The sequence below is a fragment of the Haloechinothrix halophila YIM 93223 genome (assembly GCF_000504245.1).
Lineage (GTDB): Bacteria > Actinomycetota > Actinomycetes > Mycobacteriales > Pseudonocardiaceae > Haloechinothrix_A > Haloechinothrix_A halophila.
In genome coordinates this window covers 86,197-105,675 of the sequence record NZ_KI632509.1, presented here as the reverse complement: position 1 = coordinate 105,675, position 19,479 = coordinate 86,197, and the positions used below count along the sequence as shown (strand labels likewise).

Sequence of the window (19,479 nt, the reverse complement as noted above, 5' to 3'; positions counted from 1 at the left end):
GCTCACACGATACTGAAAGGTACGTAGGCGAGACCATGCCTAAACAGATCAACTTCGACGACGAGGCGCGCAAGTCCCTTGAGCGCGGCGTCAACAAGCTGGCCGACGCGGTCAAGGTGACGCTCGGCCCGCGCGGCAGGCACGTCGTCCTCGGCAAGCAGTTCGGCGGCCCGACCGTCACCCTCGACGGCGTGACCGTCGCGCGTGACGTCGAGCTGGACGACTCCTTCGAGGACCTTGGCGCGCAGCTGGCCAAGAGCGTTGCCACCAAGACCAACGACGTCGCCGGTGACGGCACCACGACGGCGACCGTGCTCGCGCAGTCCCTGGTCAGCAGGGGCCTGAAGAACGTGGCGGCGGGCGCTAACCCCGCCGCGCTCGGTCAGGGCATCGACGCGGCGGCCAACAAGGTCGTTGACGTCCTCAAGGAGAAGGCGACGCCGGTCAAGGGCCGGGAAGCCATCGCCCAGGTCGGCACCGTGACGTCGCGTGACGCGAACATCGGCTCGCTGCTCGGCGAGGCCGTCGAGAAGGTCGGCGAGGACGGCGTCATCACCGTCGAGGAGTCCTCGACCATGGCCACCGAGCTGGTCATCACCGAGGGTGTCCAGTTCGACAAGGGCTTCCTGTCCGGGCACTTCGCGACCGACCAGGAGCAGCAGCGGGCCACCCTGGAGAACGCGCTCGTGCTGCTGCACCGCGACAAGATCTCCTCGCTGCCCGACCTGCTGCCGCTGCTGGAGAAGGTCGTCGAGTCCAAGAAGCCGCTGCTGATCATCGCGGAGGACGTCGAGGGCGAGCCGCTGTCCACCCTGGTGGTCAACTCGCTGCGCAAGACGCTGTCCGTTGTCGCGGTGAAGGCTCCGTACTTCGGCGACCGCCGCAAGGCGTTCCTCGACGACCTCGCCGTCGTCACCGGCGCCGAGGTCATCACGCCGGAGCTGGGCCGCAAGCTGTCCGAGGTCGGCCTCGAGGCGCTCGGCACGGTGCGCCGCGCGGTCATCACCAAGGACGAGACGACGCTGGTCGACGGCGGCGGCTCCGAGGAGGACCGCAAGGCGCGCATCGCGCAAATCAAGGCCGAGATCGAGTCGACGGACTCCGACTGGGACCGCGAGAAGCTGCAGGAGCGGCTGGCCAAGCTGTCCGGTGGCGTCGCGGTCATCAAGGTCGGCGCCGCGACCGAGACCGAGCTCGCCGAGCGCAAGCACCGCATCGAGGACGCCGTCGCGTCCACCAAGGCCGCCGTTGAGGAGGGCATCGTGCCCGGTGGCGGGTCGGCGCTGGTGCACGCCGTCAAGTCGCTTGAGGACAACCTCGGCCTTGAGGGCGACGCCGCGACCGGTGTGCAGATCGTGCGGGAGGCGCTGAGCGCGCCGCTGCTGTGGATCGCGAACAACGCCGGTTTTGAAGGTCCTGTCATCGTGTCCAAGGTGGCCGAGCAGGACTGGGGCCAGGGCTTCAACGCCGCCACCGGTGAAATCACCGACCTGGCAGGCTCCGGCATCGTCGACCCGGTGAAGGTCACCCGCTCCGCGGTGGGCAACGCCGCCTCGATCGCCCGGATGGTGCTCACGACGAACTCGTCCGTCGTCGAGGCGCCGGAGGAGAACGAGGACGAAGACGCGGCCTGAGCCGACGTCACTCACACGACGGGGCGGCCACTCCCGCAGCAGGGAGGGCCGCCCCGTCGTCTGTGCCATGCCGGACACGCGATGAGCCGCGCCCGGTCGAGTGGCCGGGTCAGGTCGCGGTGAGCGCGAGTTGCCGCTTGCTCGCTTTGATAATCGCTTCGCGTTCTGATTCGGAAAGACCGCCCCAGATGCCGTACGGCTCGTGCACCTTGAGGGCGTGCGCGCGGCAAAGTTGAAGCACGGGACACGTTTGGCAAATCGCTTTCGCTTTCGCCTCGCGCCGCGCCCGCGCCGGGCCTCGTTCCCCGTCGGGATGGAAGAAAAACGCGCTATCCAGCCCCCGGCAGGAGCCCTCCAGTTGCCAGTCCCACACGTCCGCGTTGGGGCCAGGAAGCCTTCGCGTGTCTGCCATGGGTTTCCGCCTTCACCAGTAGCCGGTGGGTGTGTTGTGCTGCTCTGCGACGAGTGGATTGCTCCATTTGGTGCAATGGCCGTAACGTTAGAACCGCGCCAATACTTGTTCAAGAGTGCTCGGGGGATTCATTCATTAGGTATCCCCTGCTTGAGTGATGAAATCGGAGATCGACTTGGCATTGGAGGGCACATGTCAAGTCGGAATCGCCGAATTCCGTAATTAATTCACTTTGGTTCTGTGGCTGTTCTTCCGGTTGCTGGCTTTCGGTGCCGCCGGGATATTGGTGACGTGCGAGCCGGGACCTCCCCGAAGCGGGAACGGGACACCGAGCCCGCGGCCGATGAGACGCGATCGGCCGCGGGCTTAACTGGTATCGCCGCCCCAGCTGTGGACAGCGTTGTGGATAACCCACCAGATGGGGGCAAACCTGGGGATAACTGCCCTGATAGTGAGCCTGTGTCGGGGGAACCGACGCTGCCGGTCGCCGCCGTCGCGCGCAGGCTCGGTGTCGCTCCGGCGACGCTGCGGACCTGGGACCGGCGATATGGCCTCGGCCCAAGCCGTCACACCAACGGCAAGCACCGCCGTTACTCGCCGCGCGACATCGCTCGGTTGGAAGTGATGCAGCGGGCGCTGTTGTCCGGTGCGTCAACGGCAGAGGCGGCCCAGTACGCCCTGGACAGCGACACCAGCGCTGCGAACACCGAGCCCGTCGCACTCGACGACCCCGCGCTCGAGCTCGCGGGCGCCGTGCCGACCCAGCAAAACTCCCGCCATGAGCCGTCGTACGCCGGGTACCACGTGCGGGAGGACGTCGGCCATACGCGGCTCGCCCGGCGGCTGAGCGCGGCCACGATCGCCCTCGACGTCCGCATGGTGCAGCAGGTGCTCGCCGAAGCGGTTGGCAGGTACGGGCCGCTGCTCGCCTGGGAACACGTGGTGCGGCCGGTGCTGTCCGCGCTCGGCTCCGGTTGGCGCGGACGGTCGAGCACGGAAGCGCGCTACCTGCTTGTCGAGCTGGCGCTTGGCGCGTTTACCAGGGCGGCACCGCTCGTGGAGCGACCGCGCAACCACCACCCGGTGCTGCTGGCGTGTCCCCGCCCGGAGCGGGCTGGACTCGCGGTGCATGTGCTCGCCGCCGCACTCGCCCGTAAGCGGATCGACACCCTGGTTTACAGCGTCGCGCTGCCCGCCGACGTCTTGGTCGCGACGGTGCGCCGCACGATGCCAGCAGCTGTCGTGCTGTGGGCGCAGCGGGAAGGCGCGATCGATCCGGCGCTGTTCAGCCGGCTGACACGAGGCAAGCAGCGCAGCAGGCTGTTCGCGTGCGGACCTGGCTGGGACGGTCAGCGGCTGCCGGCGACCGTGGAACTGCTCAGCGGCCTGCCTACCGCGGTGGAGCGGGTGTCGTACGTGCTGCCTGGCGCGCCGTAAGGGCGGCGCTGCTGGCCCTGTTTGGCGCTGTCGTGCAGTGGTGGGCGGGCCGCGGCGAGGCGCGCCCATACTGAGCGGGTGACTGACATCGAGGACCGGTTGCGGGCAGCCGCGTTCGGCAGCGACTTGGCCGTCTCAGCTGCCGTGGTTGCCGAGGCATCAGCAGCCGGTCCGCTGCCGCGCTGGCTCGCTGCCGTGGTGCTCGGCGCGCGCGGGTATTACGCGCGGGCGGCGGCGCTGCTTGAACCGCTGCTTGGCTGCCGGGACCGCGTGTTCGCCTCGCTCGCGGCGAGCACGCTGGCTTCGCACCGCAGGCAACTCGGCGGCCACGCGAACGCGCGGGTGTTCGACGCCGCCGCGCTACGGGCCATCAGCGGTGTGCGGCTGGCAGGTGGGCTACGCCGTGCGGCCGGACCGGACAGGGGCGAGGCTGGCGGCGACACTGGGCTGGGCCGCGACCCCAGTCCAGTCATCGTCGACCCCGACGGTGTCGACGTCGCGGGTGCCGTCGCCGACGCCCTCCTCTGACTCGCCGCGGACGCCCTGGCGCTCGGCCGCCAGCGGGAGGCACGCACGCTACTGGCCAGGGTCGCGGCATCCGAGCCGTCCTGCTGGCGCACCAGAGTCCGATACGCCTGGGTGTCGGCGGAGGTCGAACTCGCCGCTGGTGCCGCCACCGCCGCACGTCCGCACGCCGAGCGGGCCGCTGCTATCGCCAGGGAACACGGCAGCACGAGGCATGCGCTCAAGTCCGATCTGGTGCTCGCGGCCGCGCTGAGCGCCGCGGCATCAGGTGCGATGGGATCGGAGTCTTCGGGCCAGAACACGGGCGAATCGGACGCGGCTGACGGGTCGTCCGGTGTCATGACCGACACATCGAGGGTGATCACCCTCGCAGAACAGGTGCGCGATGACACCCGGAAACTCGGCCTGTATCCGCTAGCATGGCCCGCAGCGTTACTCCTTTCGGACGCGAACGGCACCGACGACGCTGCCGCTGCGAGCGAGTTACGGCACGAAGCCGGCAGCATCGTGCACGTACTGTTACGGCGGGCTGACCCGCTGGGTAGGAGCCTGGCGATGGCGTCGCCATGGGTACCTAAGGTCTGCTGAAAGTCAGGGTAAACACGCCTAACCGGCCCCTCGTGCAGACATATGGGCGAAGATCTTTAAAAAAAGGCCACCGGATCGTGTCAAGGTCGGGCCCAAAGCGTCCGATAGGGGTTATGGAACGTCACCCGGCTGCAGGAAGGAAACCCCGTGACGACGGTCTTGATCTGCGACGACCGACGCAGTGTGCGCGAAGGACTCACTCGAGTGATGTCCGCCGTGCCCGGTGTCAGTCGCATTGACTGCGTAGCACACGGTGACGAGTTGCTCTCCCGGTTCTCGCGGCAGCCGGTCGACGTCGTGCTGGTCGGTACCCAGCGCGCCGTGCCAACCGGGGTCGAAGCGACCCGGCGACTCGTCTCAGCAAACCCCCAGGCGAACGTGATCGTGTTCGGTGCGCCGGACGACGCCGGAAGCATCGCCGCGGCGATCGCCGGTGGCGCGAGGGGCTACCTCAGGTGGGACGCGTCCCGTCCGGAGTTGGTCGCCGCGCTCGCGCATACGCTCGCGAGCACCTCGGTGCCGTCGCAGCGGCAGCCCTCCGATCCCGGTGTTCAGCTCACCGAGCGGGAGCTGCAGGTGCTTCGCGGCATGAGCCAAGGAAAAAGCAATGGTCAGATAGGGCGTGAGCTTTATCTCTCTGAGGACACGGTGAAGACGCACGCGCGTCGACTGTTCCGCAAGCTCGGCGTGCGTGACCGCGCGCAGGCCGTCGCGCACGGCTTCCGTCGCGGGCTTGTGGCATGAATCACCGTTGATGGCTTAGTCATCGAAGGGTCCCGCCAAATGTGGCGGGACCCTTTGCTTTGGCTGGGGTAACGTTCGCTCGTCGGTGCCGCCAGGTACGGTGGTCACCGGCGCGAGTGACCGCCAAACGGTCGCGCGCTGTACTCTTTGTCCGCCTAGGAGTAACACCAGAACCATTGTCTGCGATGGCCAATATGGGGGACGGACTGGACGAGTCAGTCGCCGCCGCTGTAGAGGGTGAGCCTCATGCAGTCGAGCGGCTGCTCGCTGCTATCCGTCCACTGGTAGTGCGGTATTGCCGCGCTCGTGTCGGCAGGCAAGAGCGATCGTTCGCCTCGGCGGATGACGTCGCGCAGGAGGTGTGTCTCGCGGTGCTAACGGCGTTGCCTTCGTACCGAGATCAGGGGCGCCCTTTTCTCGCGTTCGTCTACGGGATCGCTCAGCACAAGGTTGCTGACGCGCATCGGTCGGCCGCGCGGAATCGGTCCGAACCGGTTTCGGAAGTACCCGATGAGGTCGAGAACGACATCGGTCCCGAGCAGCACGCGCTGCAGGGTGAGCTGAACGAGCGGATGTCACGGCTGCTGCAGGTCCTGCCTGAGAAGCAGCGTGAGATCGTGGTGTTGCGCGTCGTGGTCGGGCTCTCCGCCGAGGAAGCAGCCGAGGCGGTTGGTTCGACGCCCGGCGCCGTCCGGGTTGCCCAGCATCGTGCGCTGGCGCGGCTGCGGAAGGCGCTGGCCGCTGAGGAGGTGGTCTGAGTGTCGACGAGCTTCGGTCGCGATGATGATCGCGATCACGCCGATGTCGATCTATCCCAGGTGCGGGCGGACGACGCGCTGCTCGATGCCCTCGGCGGTGCTGATCCGAAACTGGCTGACGAGCTTGGCGGGGCCGAGCTCAATGCCCTGCTGCTGTCGTGGAGCAGGGAGGTCGACGGCGAGCCGATGCCGGAGCTCGTCAGTGTCGACTCGGCCGTCAACACCATCAAGGCCACTGCCGCCGACCAGAAGGGTGAGCGCGGCGATCGCAGGCGCAGGCTGCTCGTGCCCATCGCCGCGGCGGCGTCGGTACTCGTCATCGCGTTCGGCGGCGCCAGTGTGGCCGCCCGTGACGCCGTGCCAGGCGACACGCTGTGGGGACTGACCCAGGTGCTCTACGCGGAGAGGGCGAACTCGGTCGAGGCGTCCTTCGAGGTCAAGGCCGAGTTCAACCGGGCGCGCGAGGCCATAGACGATGGCGAACTCGACACCGCGCGTGACGCGCTCGACAAAGCCCGCGCCAGTCTGGATTCGGTCCGCGAGGAGGAAAACCACGACGGGCTGAGCCGCGAACACAATGAGCTGATGACGCAGCTCAGGGAAAGTGACGGCACCCCCGCCGACGACGAGGAGACGACCTCGCCGAGCGAGAGCACATCGTCCTCGACCTCGACGTCCTCCGAGACGTCGTCCACCACGTCGGAGCCACCGTTGATCAACCCCCCACCGGACGAGAGCGAGTCGACCTCGCCGAGCAGTTCCCCGAGTGAGCAGTCGGACCCTAGCGAGTCGCCGTCGAGCACGACGACGAGTCGTAGCTCGACCAGCGACAACACCTCAGCTGAGTCCGACGACAACAGCACGTCGGACTCCGGCTCCGAGGTCGAATCGCAGTCGGAGCCGGTCGGCTGACACCGGCGTGACGAGCGAACGCCGGTTGAGACGACGTCGTTGAGGTGACTGAGACGACGTCGTTGAGGTGACTGAGACGACGTCGTTGAGGTGACGTCAGCGAGGCGACGTCAGCGTCGCGTCAGTGTGCGGTCTCGTTAGCCCTGATGCCGTCGGCGAAGCCCCGGCAGTACTCCCAGCTCACGTAGTCCATCGGATTCGGCGCGAACGCGGGCTCGTGCGGGCGCATCCTGCCGTCGCCGAGCAGCTGTTCCAGGCTCGCGCGCAGCAGGTCCCAGTCGTGGAAGTGGGGTTCCTCACAGTCCGAGCAGTCGACGACGATGCCGCGCACACCGCGCGGTTCTAGCAGCTTCTGGTAGAAGGCCAGGTCAGCGAGGTCGGCGAGCAGTTCGGCGCGCTCCGATTCGCTGATCGGTTCGCCGGGCTCTTCGTGCATCTCGTCCAAGTCCTTCGCGGGATCGTGTGGATCGTCCGCGAACGGGTCTGGTGGCAACTCCTCGTTGGTCACGGCTCGCACGGTACCGCCTCGTGCCGACACTGTGTCCAGATACCATCGGTTCAGGAGGCATAGGTCGCATTCCACCGGTCGAGCCGCGGACGTGGGAATGCTGCCGAGCCGCTCACCGTTTGTTCACCACAGGCAGCGCACAGGCCAGGCGGCAAGGAAGGTCCAGTTATCCGATGACCAGCGATTCGGGCGCCCACCACAGCATGGCGACGAGCGATGCGTTTCTGCCGAGCAAGTTCGCTTCGCTCGGCCTGACCTTCGACGACGTCCTGCTGCTTCCCGCCGAGACCGATGTGGTGCCCAGCGCGGTGGACACCGGAGCCCAGTTGACGCGCAACGTCTCGCTGCGAGTGCCGCTGGTGTCCGCGGCGATGGACACCGTGACCGAGTCGCGGATGGCGATTTCGATGGCGCGGCAGGGCGGTATCGGCGTGCTGCAGCGCAACCTCGCCATCGAGGATCAGGCGTCGCAGGTCGAGGTCGTGAAGCGCTCCGAGGCCGGCATGGTGACCGACCCGATCACCTGCTCGCCGGAGGACACGCTGTCCGAAGTCGACGCGCTGTGTGCGCGCTACCGGATCTCTGGCGTGCCGGTCACCGACGCCGACGGTTCGCTCGTCGGCATCATCACCAACCGGGACATGCGGTTCGAAGCGGACCACTCCCGCCCGGTCAGCGAAGTCATGACGCAGCAGCCGCTGGTCACCGCGCAGGTCGGCGTGTCGGCTGACGTCGCGCTCGGGCTGCTGCGCAGGCACAAGGTGGAGAAACTGCCGATCGTCGATGGCGCGGGCAAGCTACGCGGCCTGATCACCGTCAAGGACTTCGTCAAAACCGAGCAGTACCCGAACGCCACCAAGGACACCGATGGCAGGCTGCTGTGCGCAGCCGCGGTCGGCGTCGGGGAGAGCGGGCGTAAACGTGCGATGGCGCTGGCCGACGCCGGGGTGGACGTGATCATGGTCGACACCGCGCACGGCCACTCCCGCGATGTCATCGACACCGTTACCGCGCTGAAGAAGGAGCTGGGGGCGTCGGTCGACATCGTCGGCGGCAACGTCGCGACCAAGGCTGGCGCCGAGGCACTGATCGAGGCTGGCGCGGACGGCGTCAAGGTGGGCGTCGGGCCGGGCTCGATCTGCACCACACGGGTCGTCGCCGGCGTCGGGGTGCCGCAAATCACCGCGATCTACGAGGTGGCGCGGGCCTGCCGCCCCGCTGGGGTGCCGGTGATCGGTGACGGCGGCATCCAGTACTCCGGCGACATCGCCAAGGCCATCGCGTCCGGCGCGTCGACGGTCATGCTGGGAAGCCTGCTGGCAGGCACGGCTGAAGCGCCCGGTGACCTGGTGCTTGTCAACGGCAAGCAGTTCAAGGCCTATCGGGGCATGGGCTCGCTCGGCGCGATGCAGTCGCGCGACGGTGGCAAGTCGTACTCCAAGGACCGCTACGCCCAGGACGACGTCCTCTCCGAGGACAAGCTGGTGCCGGAAGGTATCGAGGGCCGCACCCCGTACCGGGGGCCGCTGTCGACGGTGGTGCACCAGCTGGTCGGCGGGCTGCGGTCGGCGATGGGCTACACCGGCGCGCGAGACATCGCTGAGCTGCAGGACGCGCAGCTGGTGCGGATCACGGCGGCGGGGCTCAAGGAGAGTCACCCGCACGACATCACGATGACGGTCGAAGCGCCGAACTACACCGCGCGCTGAGCGATTCGGCGGCCAGTTAGGCTGCGTTCGTTGGCGAGCCAGTCGCCGAGCGAAGGGACTTTCACGTGCGGGACATGGTTGAGATCGGCATGGGGCGCACCGCGCGCCGTGCGTATGACCTCGACGACATCGAGATCGTGACGTCGCGCCGCACCCGGTCGTCCAAGATCGTGTCGACCGCGTGGCAGATCGACGCCTACCGGTTCGACCTGCCGTTGGTGACGCATCCGACCGACGCGATCGTGTCGCCGTCGACCGCTATCTCCATCGGAGAGCTTGGCGGACTCGGTGTGCTGAACGCCGAGGGCCTGTGGGCGCGGCACAGCAATGTCGAGGAAGCGCTGGACTCGGTCATCGCGGCCGCCGATGACGTCGACGACGCTGACGCGATCGTCCGCAGGTTGCAGACGCTGCACGCGGCGCCGCTGCGGATGGAGCTGATCGCCGAGGCGATCAAGAAGGTGCGCGAGGCAGGCGTGACGGTCGCGGCGCGGGTGAGCCCGCAGCACGCGGCCGAGCTGACGCCTGACTTGCTCGCGGCCGGTGTCGAGGTGCTCGTCGTGCAGGGCACGATCGTCTCGGCGGAACACGTCTCCAAGGACGGCGAGCAGCCGCTCAACCTGAAGGAGTTCATTTCCGAACTGGACGTGCCTGTCGTCGCCGGTGGTGTGAGCGACTACCGCACCGCGATGCACCTGATGCGCACCGGTGCGGCTGGTGTGATCGTCGGGCACGGCTACTCGCCGGGCGTCACCACCACCGACCGGGTGCTCGGCATCGGGGTGCCGATGGCAACCGCGATCATCGACGCGGCCGCCGCGCGCCGCGACTACCTTGACGAGACCGGCGGCCGGTACGTGCACGTGCTCGCAGACGGCGGGGTGTCCTGCAGCGGTGACTTGGCCAAGGCCGTCGCCTGCGGCGCGGACGCCGTGATGCTCGGCGCGCCGCTCTCCGCGGCCGCTGAGGTGCCAGGTCAGGGGCTGTACTGGACGTCGGCCGCCGCGCACCCTTCGTTGCCGCGTTCGCGGGTCGCCGCGGGGCCGGACCACGAGGTCGACCTCAAGACGTTGCTCTACGGCCCGTCGTCCGACGCCGACGGCACCATCAACCTGTTCGGTGCGCTGCGCCGTGCCATGGCGAAGACGGGCTACTCCGATCTCAAGGAGTTCCAGAAGGTCGGGCTGAACGTCCGGCGATGACTCGCCGGTAACTTACCTCTGGTCAGGACTACGCCGAGCGGGTTATCCTGGTCGGTGTGACTGCGCGTAACACGAACGAGCCTGACTACGACGTCATCATCGTTGGCTCTGGATTCGGCGGCAGTGTGGCCGCGCTCCGGCTGACCGAGAAGGGCTACCGGGTAGCCGTGATCGAGGCGGGGCGCAGGTTCACCGACGACGAGTTCGCCAAGACGTCCTGGGATCTCCGCAAGTTTCTGTGGGCGCCCGAGCTGGGCTGCTACGGCATCCAGCGGATCCACATGCTGCGGGACTGCATGATCTTGGCCGGATCCGGCGTCGGCGGTGGCTCGCTGGTGTACGCGAACACGCTGTACCGGCCGCTCAAGCCGTTCTACCAGGACAAGCAGTGGTCCCACATCACGGACTGGGAGGACGAGCTCGCGCCGCACTACGACCAGGCCAGCCGGATGCTCGGCGTAGTCACCTGCCCGCTGGACACCCCGCACGACGAGGTCATGCGCAAGGTGGCGGCCGACATGGGCATCTCCGACAGCTACCACCCGACGCCCGTCGGCGTGTACTTCGGCGAGAAGGGCAAGACGGCGGCCGACCCGTACTTCGGCGGCGAGGGCCCGGAGCGCACCGGCTGCGTCGAGTGCGGCAGCTGCATGACCGGCTGCCGTCACAACGCGAAGAACACGCTGGTCAAGAACTACCTGTACCTCGCGGAGAAGAACGGCGCGAAGGTCATCCCGATGACGACGGTGACCGCGCTGCGCCCACGCGGCGACGGCTCGTACGAAGTCGACATCCGCAAGACCGGCAAGCACTCGCGCCAGTTCCGCCACACGCTGACGGCGGGCAAGGTGGTGCTCGCGGCGGGCACCTGGGGCACGCAGAAGCTGCTGCACCAGATGCGCGACACCGGCACACTGCCGAAGCTCTCGTCGAAGCTCGGCGTGCTGACCAGAACGAACTCCGAGGCGATCATCGGGTCGTCGCGCATGACAGTGGACCCGGAGCGCGACTTCAGCACCGGTGTGGCGATCACGTCGTCCATTCACCCCGACGAGATCACCCACATCGAGCCGGTGCGGTACGGCAAGGGCAGCAACGCCATGGGCCTGCTGCAAACGCTGGCCACCGACGCCACGCAGAAGACCTCGCGGCTGCGGCAGTTCTTCAGCTTTCTCGCCCGCAACCCGGTCACCACCGCGAAGCTGCTGCGCACCTACCGCTGGAGCGAGCGGACGATGATCTTGCTCGTGATGCAGAGCCTGGACAACTCGATCACGACGTACACCAAGAAGGGCCTGTTCGGACGGCGGAAATACACGTCGAAGCAGGGCCACGGCGTGCCGAACCCGACGTTCATCAAGTCGGGCTACGACGCCAACCAACTCGCCGCGAAGTATATCGATGGCATCGCGGGCAGCACCTGGAGCGAACTGTTCAACATCCCGCTGACCGCGCACTTCATCGGGGGGTGCGCGATCGGCGACAAGGAAGCTGACGGCGTGATCGACCCGTACCACCGGGTGTTCAACTATCCGGGCGTGTCCGTGGTGGACGGTGCGGCGATCACCGCGAACCTGGGTGTGAACCCGTCACTGACGATCACCGCGCAGGCCGAGCGGGCGATGTCGTTCTGGCCGAACAAGGGCGAGGCAGACCCGCGCCCGACACAGTCGGACGGCTATCGGCGCATCAAGCCCGTCGCGCCGGTGTCGCCCGCGGTGCCAGCCGAGGCGCCCGGCGCGCTGCGGCTGCCGATCACCGAGGTGCGCTGAGGACGCCCAGTCCTGCCGGTGCCCGATCTGCACCCTGGCGTCCGACGTTCGGCCCTGGCACCCGACGTTCGGCGTGGATCTTGAGGCGTTTTGGCTGCTCGCGCGACCACAACGCCTCAAGATCCACTCGCTGGAGCCGCTGACGGCGGCCCGAAGGCGATGTTGATCTACTTCCTGCGCCATATGGACATTCTGTGCCCGAAAAGTCCGGTTCCCGTGGTCGCAGCGCGCAGGAAGTAGATCAACATCGTGGCGTGCGGCGCCTCCGAAGCAAGACGTCGACAGTGCTCGCCAACCCGCCCCCTGTGTGGCGGCCGTCGCCTGGGATGATGGAGGCTAGGCCGTGTACGCAGGAGGTTCGCCGGTGACCAATCCGACAGGTCCCGTTCTCGTCGTCGACTTCGGCGCGCAGTACGCGCAGCTCATCGCACGACGGGTGCGCGAGGCGCAGGTGTACTCCGAGGTCGTGCCGCACACCGCGAGCGCGGATGACCTGCTCGCGAAGAAACCCGCCGCGATCGTGCTCTCCGGCGGGCCAGCGAGCGTGTACGAAGAGGGTGCTCCTGGCATCGACCCCGCGCTGTTCGACGCGGGCGTACCGGTGTTCGGGATGTGTTACGGCTTCCAGCTCATGGCGCGCGCGCTCGGCGGCACGGTGGAGAACACCGGGGGCCGCGAGTTCGGCCGCACCGAGCTGACCGTCACCGGCGATGGCGGCGTGCTGCACGGCGGGCTGCCGCTGCACCACCCGGTGTGGATGAGCCACAACGACGGCGTGACCAAAGCGCCTGAGGGCGCCACGGTCACCGCGTCATCGGCCGGTGCGGATGTTGCTGGGTTCGAGGACATCGAGCACCGCTTCGCTGGGGTGCAGTACCACCCCGAAGTCGCGCACTCCCCGCACGGTCAGGAGGTGCTGCGTCGGTTCCTGCACGACATCGCGGGCATCCGGCCGCAGTGGACGACGACATCGATCGTGGACGAGCAGGTCGCGCGGATCCGCGAGCAGGTTGGTGAAGGTCGCGCGATCTGCGGACTGTCTGGTGGGGTGGACTCCGCGGTGGCCGCCGCGCTGGTGCAGCGCGCCATCGGTGACCGGCTGACCTGCGTTTTCGTCGACCACGGGCTGTTGCGGGCTGGGGAGCGCGCGCAGGTCGAGCGGGACTTCGTCGCCGCGACCGGCGTCAACCTGGTCACCGTCGACGCGCGGCAGCGCTTCCTGGACGCGCTCGCGGGCGTGTCCGATCCCGAGGAGAAGCGCAAGATCATCGGCAGGGAGTTCATCCGGGTCTTCGAGCAGGCCGAGCGCGACCTCAAGGCCAAAGGCGACTACCGCTTCCTGGTGCAGGGCACCCTGTACCCGGACGTCGTGGAATCCGGCGGTGGCTCCGGGACGTCCAACATCAAAAGCCACCACAACGTCGGCGGACTGCCGGAGGACCTGCAGTTCGATCTGGTGGAGCCGCTGCGACTGCTGTTCAAGGACGAGGTGCGCCGGGTCGGCCTGGAACTGGGCCTGCCGGAGACGATCGTGCACCGCCAGCCGTTCCCCGGCCCCGGCCTCGGTATCCGCATCATCGGTGCGGTCACGGCCGATCGGCTGGAGACGCTGCGCGCCGCCGACGCCGTCGCCCGCGAGGAGTTGACCGCCGCCGGGCTGGACCGCGACATCTGGCAGTGCCCCGTGGTGCTGCTCGCGGACGTCCGTAGCGTCGGCGTCCAAGGCGACGGCCGCACCTACGGCCACCCCGTCGTGCTGCGGCCGGTGTCCAGTGAGGACGCCATGACCGCCGACTGGACCCGGCTGCCCTACGACGTCCTCGAGCGGATCTCCACCCGCATCACCAACGAGGTCGCCGAGGTCAACCGGGTCACGCTGGACGTGACGTCCAAGCCGCCGGGCACCATCGAGTGGGAGTGAGCCGCGGCGGCTATTGCGGATCGCTACGGCCGAGCGAGCTGGCTAGCAGCGAGATCCCGATAGCGGCAGCGGCACCTGCCAGCAGCCAACGCAGGTCGATGTCGGGCAGCCACGACGCGCCGTCGCTGAGGATGTAGCCCGTGACGAGCAGCGTCGCGATGCCGCTGAGCAGCGCGAACAGGTCGACACGGCGGGTGCTCTGGTTGGTTGAGTCAGCCACGCTCGATCACCACCGATCCCATCATGGTGGAGACGTCGAGGGTGATCTGCTGTCCGCCTTCACCCTCGCCATCCGATGTGCCGGACACCGGGGCCATGCCCATTCCTTCGCTGGTTTTGCCGAGGCAGCTGACCTCACCCATGTTGGCGTCGCAGGTGAACGTTACGTCCGCGTCGGCGGGCACCTCCACGACCGCTTCGCCCATGCCGACGTCGATCGCGGTTTCGATCGGCTCGTCGGTGGTGTCGACGTCGTCGAGCTGGGTCAGGTCGAGGTGGACCGCACCCATCGTGCGCTGGTACACCGGCTCCAGCTCGGCCAGCGACGTCGGGGTGGCGTTGACCTCCCCGATCCCACCGCCGGGTAGCCGGTCGAACGGGATCGCGGTCAGCGCGATACCGACGGCGGCCAACGGTAAGGCGAGCAGTACCAGGCCGCGACCCGCGCCTGCGAACGACGCGGCCACCATGCCTACGCCGAGGACGCCGAGGGTGAGGCCGATGACGTGCGCCGCGGTGAACCAGTCAACGCCGGAGACACCAAGGGCCAGCCCGACGCTCGCGGTAAGCAGCGCCAACCCCGCCGCGACGTAGCTGATCCGGGACTTCGGCCGGGGGCGTGCCATGGGCATGGTCGGTGCCGCCGCAGCGTGCGGAGGTTGTGGCGCGTCCGCGCCTGGCAGGTCCCAACCGAGCGGCGCCGCGCCGAGCGGGTCCCACCCGTTGGGCCCAGTGACGTCGGATGCGCCGGTGCCGCGGATGTCGCCGTAGCCGGGGCCGGGCGCGGCGGCGGTGGTCCCAGGCGTGGTGTCGGCGGTGGCGGTGGCTTGCGGCGTGGTCGCGTCGATAGGCGCCGTTGTGGCCGCCGCACTGTCGGTCGCACTCATGTCGTTCTCGCTGTGGGCGAAGAACGTCGCCGGACCCGCCGCGGCCGACGTCGGTAGCGGCCGGTTCGCATCGCCCCGACTGCGGTGTAGTGCGTAGAGCCCCACCAGGAACAGCGCGAGCAACACGAACCCGCCGCCGTCTAGCCAGCTGCCGCTGAACGTGCCTGCCATTACCGGGAACAGCACCAGCCCGAGCACGATGGCCAGCCCGGGTGACATCGAGCTCCTGCCCTTGCCGAGCAGCGACTCCGCGCCGGAGACCTCATCGCCCTCTTCGGGGAGGAACAGCCAGCCGAGCAGGTAAAGCAGGATGCCGAACCCGCCGACGATCGTCGCGACCACGAAGCCCACCCGCACGAGCACGGGATCAATGCCGTACCGATTGCCGATGCCTGCCGCGACACCCGCGAGCTTCTTGCCGCGCCGTGGCCGCCGTGGTCGTGTTGACCAGAAATCCTTGGCCGTGTCCTCGATGCTGTCCCGCGCCGATGGCCGGTTGCCTGCTGGTGGGGTCATGTGCTCATCCTGCGTCGCACGCGGGTCACGCACATCCGGGAACAACCCTGAATTGCGTTCTCAGGGCCTTCCCTGATGCGCAGCGCAGCCACTACGTGTGAGCATGACTCACGTGCAGGACGAAGCGCGGTCCGGAGCGAGACGGCACCACTCGCTCCGGCGCCATAGCGTGCGGCGACATCGCTCGCAGCACCGCCATGCGCGCGTCCGTGAACGCCGCGGGGACCGGGGGGCCGGGACGACTACAGGGGGAATGATCGTGACGGCACCGGCAGGGGTCCGGGTTCCCGCGCGCGCGACGGGAACGGCGATAACGGAGCCGGAGTCGTCAGCGAAGATGACCCGTCGCAGGGGGAGCGTGCTCGCGGGTGTCGCCGGCGGCATCGCCGACCACCTCGGCGTTGACGTCTTCAAGGTGCGGATGCTGTTCGCCGCGCTCTGCGTCGTCGGCGGCGCGGGGTTCCTCGCCTACGGGCTGCTCTGGGTGTTCGTGCCGCAGCGCAGCGCAGCGGAACAGGCCCCTGGCTCAGCCAAGGAACGGCGGCAGGCGGTTGGACTGATCGCGCTCGGCATTGGCCTCGCCGTCGTCGGCAGCTCGCTGACCGGCAACTTCAGCGGCTGGATCACCGGTCCACTCGCGCTCGCGCTCATCGGCGCCGTCCTCGTCTGGCGGGAGGCGGACGAGTCGCAGCAACGCCGCTGGCGGGCAGGCCCGGTTGGGGCGGTGCTCGGCGGTGGTGGCTGGCCCGCCGTTGTGCGGATCGTGGCGGGCGTCGCTCTGGTCGTCGCCGGCGTCGGTGTCGTCACGTTACGCGGCGGCTCGTTCGACCAGGTGCAGTTCGCTCTGCTCGCGGTGTTCGCGACGCTGGTGGGGGTCGCGGTGCTGACGGTGCCGTTCTGGCTGCGGCTGGTGCGCGACCTCGGTGAGGAGCGCGCGGTCAGGATCAGGACGGAGGAGCGCGCCGAGATCGCCGCCCACCTGCACGACTCGGTATTGCAGACGCTCGCGCTGATCCAGCGACAATCGGAATCGCCGAAGGAGGTGGCCCGGCTGGCGCGCGGTCAGGAGCGGCAACTACGCACCTGGCTGTATGGTGCCGCTGGTTATGGCGCTGACGACGGGAGCAGCGGCGACGGCCAGGCCCCTGCGGCGCGGCTATCCGACGTGCTCGGTGAAGCGGCAGGCGAGGTGGAGGACGCCTTCGCCGTCTCGGTGCAGCACGTCGTCGTCGGCGACGCCGACCTCACCCCCGCGCTGACCGCGCTGGTGCAGGCTGCGCGGGAGGCGATGGTCAACGCCGCGAAACACGCCGGGGTTGAGGAGATCAGCGTCTACGCCGAGGTGGAGCCGACGACGGTGTCGGTGTTCGTGCGTGACAGGGGCAGGGGCTTCGACCCGGACAGCGTGTCGGCCGATCGGCATGGCCTCGCTCACTCGATTAAGGGCAGGATGGAACGCAATGGCGGTAGCTGCACGCTGCGCACCGCCGAAGGCGAAGGCACGGAAATCCGGCTGGAGATGCCGGTCGCGACGACGGAAGGGGCGGCGCGGTGAGCGCTGAGGGCAGCAGCAGGCAAGCGGGGGAACCGGTCACGGTGTTTCTCGTCGACGACCACGGGTTGTTCCGCGCGGGAGCGCGTGCCGAGCTGGAGAGCCTGTCGGACGATGTCACGGTGGTCGGTGAGGCCGGGTCGGTGCGCGAGGCCGTCGCGGGCATCGTGCGGACGAAGCCACAGGTCGTGCTACTCGACGTCCATATGCCGGACGGCGGAGGCGCCGAGGTGCTGCGGCAGATCCGGCCCGAGCTGCCGGATGTGGTGTTCCTCGCGCTGTCGGTCTCCGACGCCGCGGAGGACGTCATCGCGGTGATCAGGGGCGGTGCGCGGGGCTACGTGACCAAGACGATCTCCTCGCGGGACCTGGTGCGGGCCATCATCCGGGTCGCGGACGGCGACGCGGTGTTCTCGCCGAGACTCGCCGGGTTCGTGCTGGACGCCTTCGCCGACCGGCCGGGCGCGCCGCCGATCTCCGACCCCGAACTCGACCTGCTCACGCCGAGGGAGCGGGACGTCCTGCGGCTGCTCGCGCGGGGCTACGCCTATAAGGAGATCGCCTCCGAGCTGTTCATCTCGATCAAGACGGTCGAGACGCACGTGTCCAGCGTGCTGCGCAAGACCCAGCTGTCCAACCGTTACGAGTTGTCCCGCTGGGCCTCTGACCGCAGACTGGTGTGATCCGCCGCCGTGTGGCGATGACCCGCGGTCTGACGTGACCCGCCGCGTTGCGGTCGTTGCTCACCGCTGATAGCTCCAGCACCCTGGTCTGGCGGAATCCGATCTGGTCGCGCATGATGAGTCAGCACGACACGGGCCGGTGACGATAGGCGCAGCGCGCCCTGGGCAAGGTGTAAGGGAGGCCGTGCATATGGAACAAGAGCTGCTCCTGCACCTCATCACCATTCCGCTGTTCACCGGTGTGATCGGCTATATCACAAACTGGACTGGCGTGCTGATGCTCTTCCAGCCGCTGAAGTTCCACGGCATTCGTATTCCGGGTTTGAAGATCCTCTTCCCGTTTCTGCCGCGCAGGGTGCAGGTCATTCCCGCGATTACGAGCGACGGCAGGTTCGGCTGGCAGGGGATCGTGCCGTCGCGGGCGGCGAAGATGGCCAGTATCGCGGTGGACAAGGGCCTCGCCAAGTTGGGCAGCATTTCCGACTTCTACCGGGAGCTTGAGCCGGACAAGATCGCGGAGCGATTGACCGAAATCGCGGAGCTGGAAATCCGCGATGTGGTCGAGCGGATCATGATGCGGGAGGAGCCGCAGCTGTGGAACGACCTTCCTCCGCAGGTCAAAGACGTCGTGCATGCCAGGGTCGTGGAGCGGCTGCCGAAGCTTGTGCGTGAGCTGACCGACGAGATCGGCGCGAACATCGACCAGCTGCTCGACGCGAAGCTGATGGTGATGCGCCACTTGGAACAACATCCAGAGCTGCTCAACGACATGTTCCGCAAGGTGGGCAAGAAGGAGCTCACCTTCATGCAGAACTTCGGCTTCTACTTCGGCTACCCGATGGGTTTCCTGCTGGTATGGGTCGTGGAAATGGTGCCGCAGTGGTGGGTGCTGCCGGTAGGCGGTGTCATCATCGGCTATGTCGTCAACTATCTCGGCATCATGATGATTTTTGAGCCGGTGCGGCGCACCAAGTGGGTGCCGTGGAAGCAAGGGCTGTTCATCAAACGCAAGGACGAGATATCCGACGTATACGCGAAAATCATTTCCGACAACGTGATCACCATTAATAACGTCGGGAATGAGCTCCTGCACGGGCCGCGTTCCGATCGCACGCATCAGATGCTGGAGAAGCTGCTATGGCCCACCATTGACAGGGCGGTCGGCCCGGCGCGACCCGCCGTGCGGATGGTCGTCGGCTCCCGCTCGTACGACCGGATCAGGCAGTCGGTGGCCACCGAGTCGACGCGGTTCGCGCCGCGCGCCTTCGGTGACGAGGAGTTCAATGTGCGGCAGGCGAACAAGATCTTCCGGTTCGTCGCCGACCAGATGCGCAGGATGAGCCTCGACGACTTCAACGAGCTGCTGCGCTCGGCGATCAAACAGGACGAGTGGCTGCTGTTCGTGCACGGTGCTGTGCTGGGTGCGGGTGCGGGTTTCCTGCACCTAGCTATCTTTGGCGTATGAGGGCAGCGGCTCGCCGATCGGCGCCGCTGGTGAGT

The 19,479-nt window shown here is 67.9% G+C and carries 18 protein-coding genes; 14 read left to right on the top strand and 4 right to left on the bottom strand.

All coding sequences use genetic code 11. The features are described from left to right. Nucleotides 1–35: 35 nt before the first annotated feature. The gene (gene groL / locus AMYHA_RS00475; RefSeq protein WP_034266807.1) at nucleotides 36–1,634 is read left to right on the top strand and encodes a chaperonin GroEL; all 1,599 of its coding nucleotides are present in this window, start codon (nucleotides 36–38) and stop codon (nucleotides 1,632–1,634) included. A 109-nt stretch (nucleotides 1,635–1,743) separates the two neighbouring features. Here groL and AMYHA_RS00470 read toward each other — a convergent pair whose 3' ends face one another. After that, nucleotides 1,744–2,046 (bottom strand): WhiB family transcriptional regulator, encoded by a 303-nt coding sequence (locus tag AMYHA_RS00470; protein WP_034266805.1) that lies wholly within the window; start codon nucleotides 2,044–2,046, stop codon nucleotides 1,744–1,746. A gap of 459 nt (nucleotides 2,047–2,505) precedes the next feature. On the opposite strand from AMYHA_RS00470, the gene AMYHA_RS00465 reads away from it, so the two are divergent. The 6 genes from AMYHA_RS00465 to AMYHA_RS00445 all read left to right on the top strand — a co-directional run bounded on the left by AMYHA_RS00465 (nucleotide 2,506) and on the right by AMYHA_RS00445 (nucleotide 7,010). Next, nucleotides 2,506–3,483, top strand: coding sequence for a MerR family transcriptional regulator (locus AMYHA_RS00465; protein WP_034266802.1), 978 nt, complete (start codon nucleotides 2,506–2,508; stop codon nucleotides 3,481–3,483). A gap of 78 nt (nucleotides 3,484–3,561) precedes the next feature. Then, nucleotides 3,562–4,011 carry a hypothetical protein gene (locus tag AMYHA_RS27700; protein WP_051399391.1) on the top strand — a complete coding sequence of 150 codons (450 nt, stop codon included), beginning with the start codon at nucleotides 3,562–3,564 and terminating at the stop codon, nucleotides 4,009–4,011. Between the two features lie 111 nt (nucleotides 4,012–4,122). Then, nucleotides 4,123–4,596, top strand: a complete 474-nt coding sequence (locus AMYHA_RS27695; protein ID WP_051399390.1) for a hypothetical protein — start codon at nucleotides 4,123–4,125, stop codon at nucleotides 4,594–4,596. Between the two features lie 147 nt (nucleotides 4,597–4,743). Further along, nucleotides 4,744–5,340 carry a response regulator transcription factor gene (locus AMYHA_RS00455; RefSeq protein ID WP_034266799.1) on the top strand — a complete coding sequence of 199 codons (597 nt, stop codon included), beginning with the start codon at nucleotides 4,744–4,746 and terminating at the stop codon, nucleotides 5,338–5,340. A gap of 185 nt (nucleotides 5,341–5,525) precedes the next feature. Beyond that, nucleotides 5,526–6,098, top strand: a complete 573-nt coding sequence (locus AMYHA_RS00450; protein ID WP_034266796.1) for a sigma-70 family RNA polymerase sigma factor — start codon at nucleotides 5,526–5,528, stop codon at nucleotides 6,096–6,098. Next, nucleotides 6,099–7,010, top strand: a complete 912-nt coding sequence (locus tag AMYHA_RS00445) for an anti-sigma-D factor RsdA (protein ID WP_051399389.1) — start codon at nucleotides 6,099–6,101, stop codon at nucleotides 7,008–7,010. 121 nt (nucleotides 7,011–7,131) lie between these two features. On the opposite strand, the gene AMYHA_RS00440 is transcribed toward AMYHA_RS00445, so the two are convergent. Next, nucleotides 7,132–7,518: a DUF5319 domain-containing protein gene (locus AMYHA_RS00440; protein ID WP_407919864.1), complete on the bottom strand. Its 387-nt coding sequence runs from the start codon at nucleotides 7,516–7,518 to the stop codon at nucleotides 7,132–7,134. Between the two features lie 173 nt (nucleotides 7,519–7,691). On the opposite strand from AMYHA_RS00440, the gene guaB reads away from it, so the two are divergent. The 4 genes from guaB to guaA all read left to right on the top strand — a co-directional run bounded on the left by guaB (nucleotide 7,692) and on the right by guaA (nucleotide 14,122). Continuing rightward, on the top strand, nucleotides 7,692–9,227 hold the full coding sequence (gene guaB, locus AMYHA_RS00435; protein ID WP_034266791.1) for an IMP dehydrogenase: 1,536 nt from the start codon (nucleotides 7,692–7,694) through the stop codon (nucleotides 9,225–9,227). 65 nt (nucleotides 9,228–9,292) lie between these two features. Then, on the top strand, nucleotides 9,293–10,429 hold the full coding sequence (locus AMYHA_RS00430; RefSeq protein ID WP_034266788.1) for a GuaB3 family IMP dehydrogenase-related protein: 1,137 nt from the start codon (nucleotides 9,293–9,295) through the stop codon (nucleotides 10,427–10,429). Nucleotides 10,430–10,485: 56 nt separating this feature from the next. Next, nucleotides 10,486–12,201, top strand: a complete 1,716-nt coding sequence (locus AMYHA_RS00425) for an FAD-dependent oxidoreductase (RefSeq protein ID WP_034266785.1) — start codon at nucleotides 10,486–10,488, stop codon at nucleotides 12,199–12,201. Nucleotides 12,202–12,565: 364 nt separating this feature from the next. Next, entirely contained in the window at nucleotides 12,566–14,122 is a 1,557-nt protein-coding gene (guaA, locus tag AMYHA_RS00420) for a glutamine-hydrolyzing GMP synthase (protein WP_034266782.1), read from the top strand. Between the two features lie 10 nt (nucleotides 14,123–14,132). Here the strand turns inward: guaA and AMYHA_RS00415 are convergent, their stop codons facing one another. Together AMYHA_RS00415 and AMYHA_RS00410 are read right to left on the bottom strand one after the other, a co-directional pair. Next, nucleotides 14,133–14,342, bottom strand: coding sequence for a hypothetical protein (locus AMYHA_RS00415; RefSeq protein ID WP_034266778.1), 210 nt, complete (start codon nucleotides 14,340–14,342; stop codon nucleotides 14,133–14,135). Further along, a complete protein-coding gene (locus tag AMYHA_RS00410) occupies nucleotides 14,335–15,744 on the bottom strand; it encodes a PspC domain-containing protein (RefSeq protein WP_034266775.1) in 1,410 nt (469 codons plus the stop codon). Before AMYHA_RS00410 ends, AMYHA_RS00415 begins: the two co-directional genes overlap by 8 nt. A 253-nt stretch (nucleotides 15,745–15,997) precedes the next feature. Here AMYHA_RS00410 and AMYHA_RS00405 point away from each other — a divergent pair, with 253 nt between their 5' ends. The 3 genes from AMYHA_RS00405 (at nucleotide 15,998) to AMYHA_RS00395 (ending at nucleotide 19,444) form a co-directional block, all read left to right on the top strand. After that, complete coding sequence (locus tag AMYHA_RS00405; RefSeq protein WP_051399388.1) at nucleotides 15,998–17,299, top strand: ATP-binding protein; 1,302 nt, start codon at nucleotides 15,998–16,000, stop codon at nucleotides 17,297–17,299. Beyond that, the gene (locus AMYHA_RS00400) at nucleotides 17,296–17,979 is read left to right on the top strand and encodes a response regulator (protein WP_034266772.1); all 684 of its coding nucleotides are present in this window, start codon (nucleotides 17,296–17,298) and stop codon (nucleotides 17,977–17,979) included. The genes AMYHA_RS00405 and AMYHA_RS00400 overlap by 4 nt, the downstream gene beginning before the upstream one ends. A gap of 190 nt (nucleotides 17,980–18,169) precedes the next feature. Continuing rightward, entirely contained in the window at nucleotides 18,170–19,444 is a 1,275-nt protein-coding gene (locus tag AMYHA_RS00395; protein WP_034266770.1) for a hypothetical protein, read from the top strand. Nucleotides 19,445–19,479: the final 35 nt, after the last annotated feature.

Excerpts from the sequence above, each read along its gene's own strand:
- AMYHA_RS00405 (WP_051399388.1), top strand. The coding sequence starts at position 15,998 with ATGATCGTGACGGCACCGGCAGGGGTCCGGGTTCCCGCGCGCGCGACG.
- AMYHA_RS00450 (WP_034266796.1), top strand. The coding sequence starts at position 5,526 with ATGGCCAATATGGGGGACGGACTGGACGAGTCAGTCGCCGCCGCTGTA.
- AMYHA_RS00410 (WP_034266775.1), bottom strand. The coding sequence starts at position 15,744 with ATGACCCCACCAGCAGGCAACCGGCCATCGGCGCGGGACAGCATCGAG.
- guaB (WP_034266791.1), top strand. The coding sequence starts at position 7,692 with ATGACCAGCGATTCGGGCGCCCACCACAGCATGGCGACGAGCGATGCG.
- groL (WP_034266807.1), top strand. The coding sequence starts at position 36 with ATGCCTAAACAGATCAACTTCGACGACGAGGCGCGCAAGTCCCTTGAG.
- AMYHA_RS00470 (WP_034266805.1), bottom strand. The coding sequence starts at position 2,046 with ATGGCAGACACGCGAAGGCTTCCTGGCCCCAACGCGGACGTGTGGGAC.
- AMYHA_RS00395 (WP_034266770.1), top strand. The coding sequence starts at position 18,170 with ATGGAACAAGAGCTGCTCCTGCACCTCATCACCATTCCGCTGTTCACC.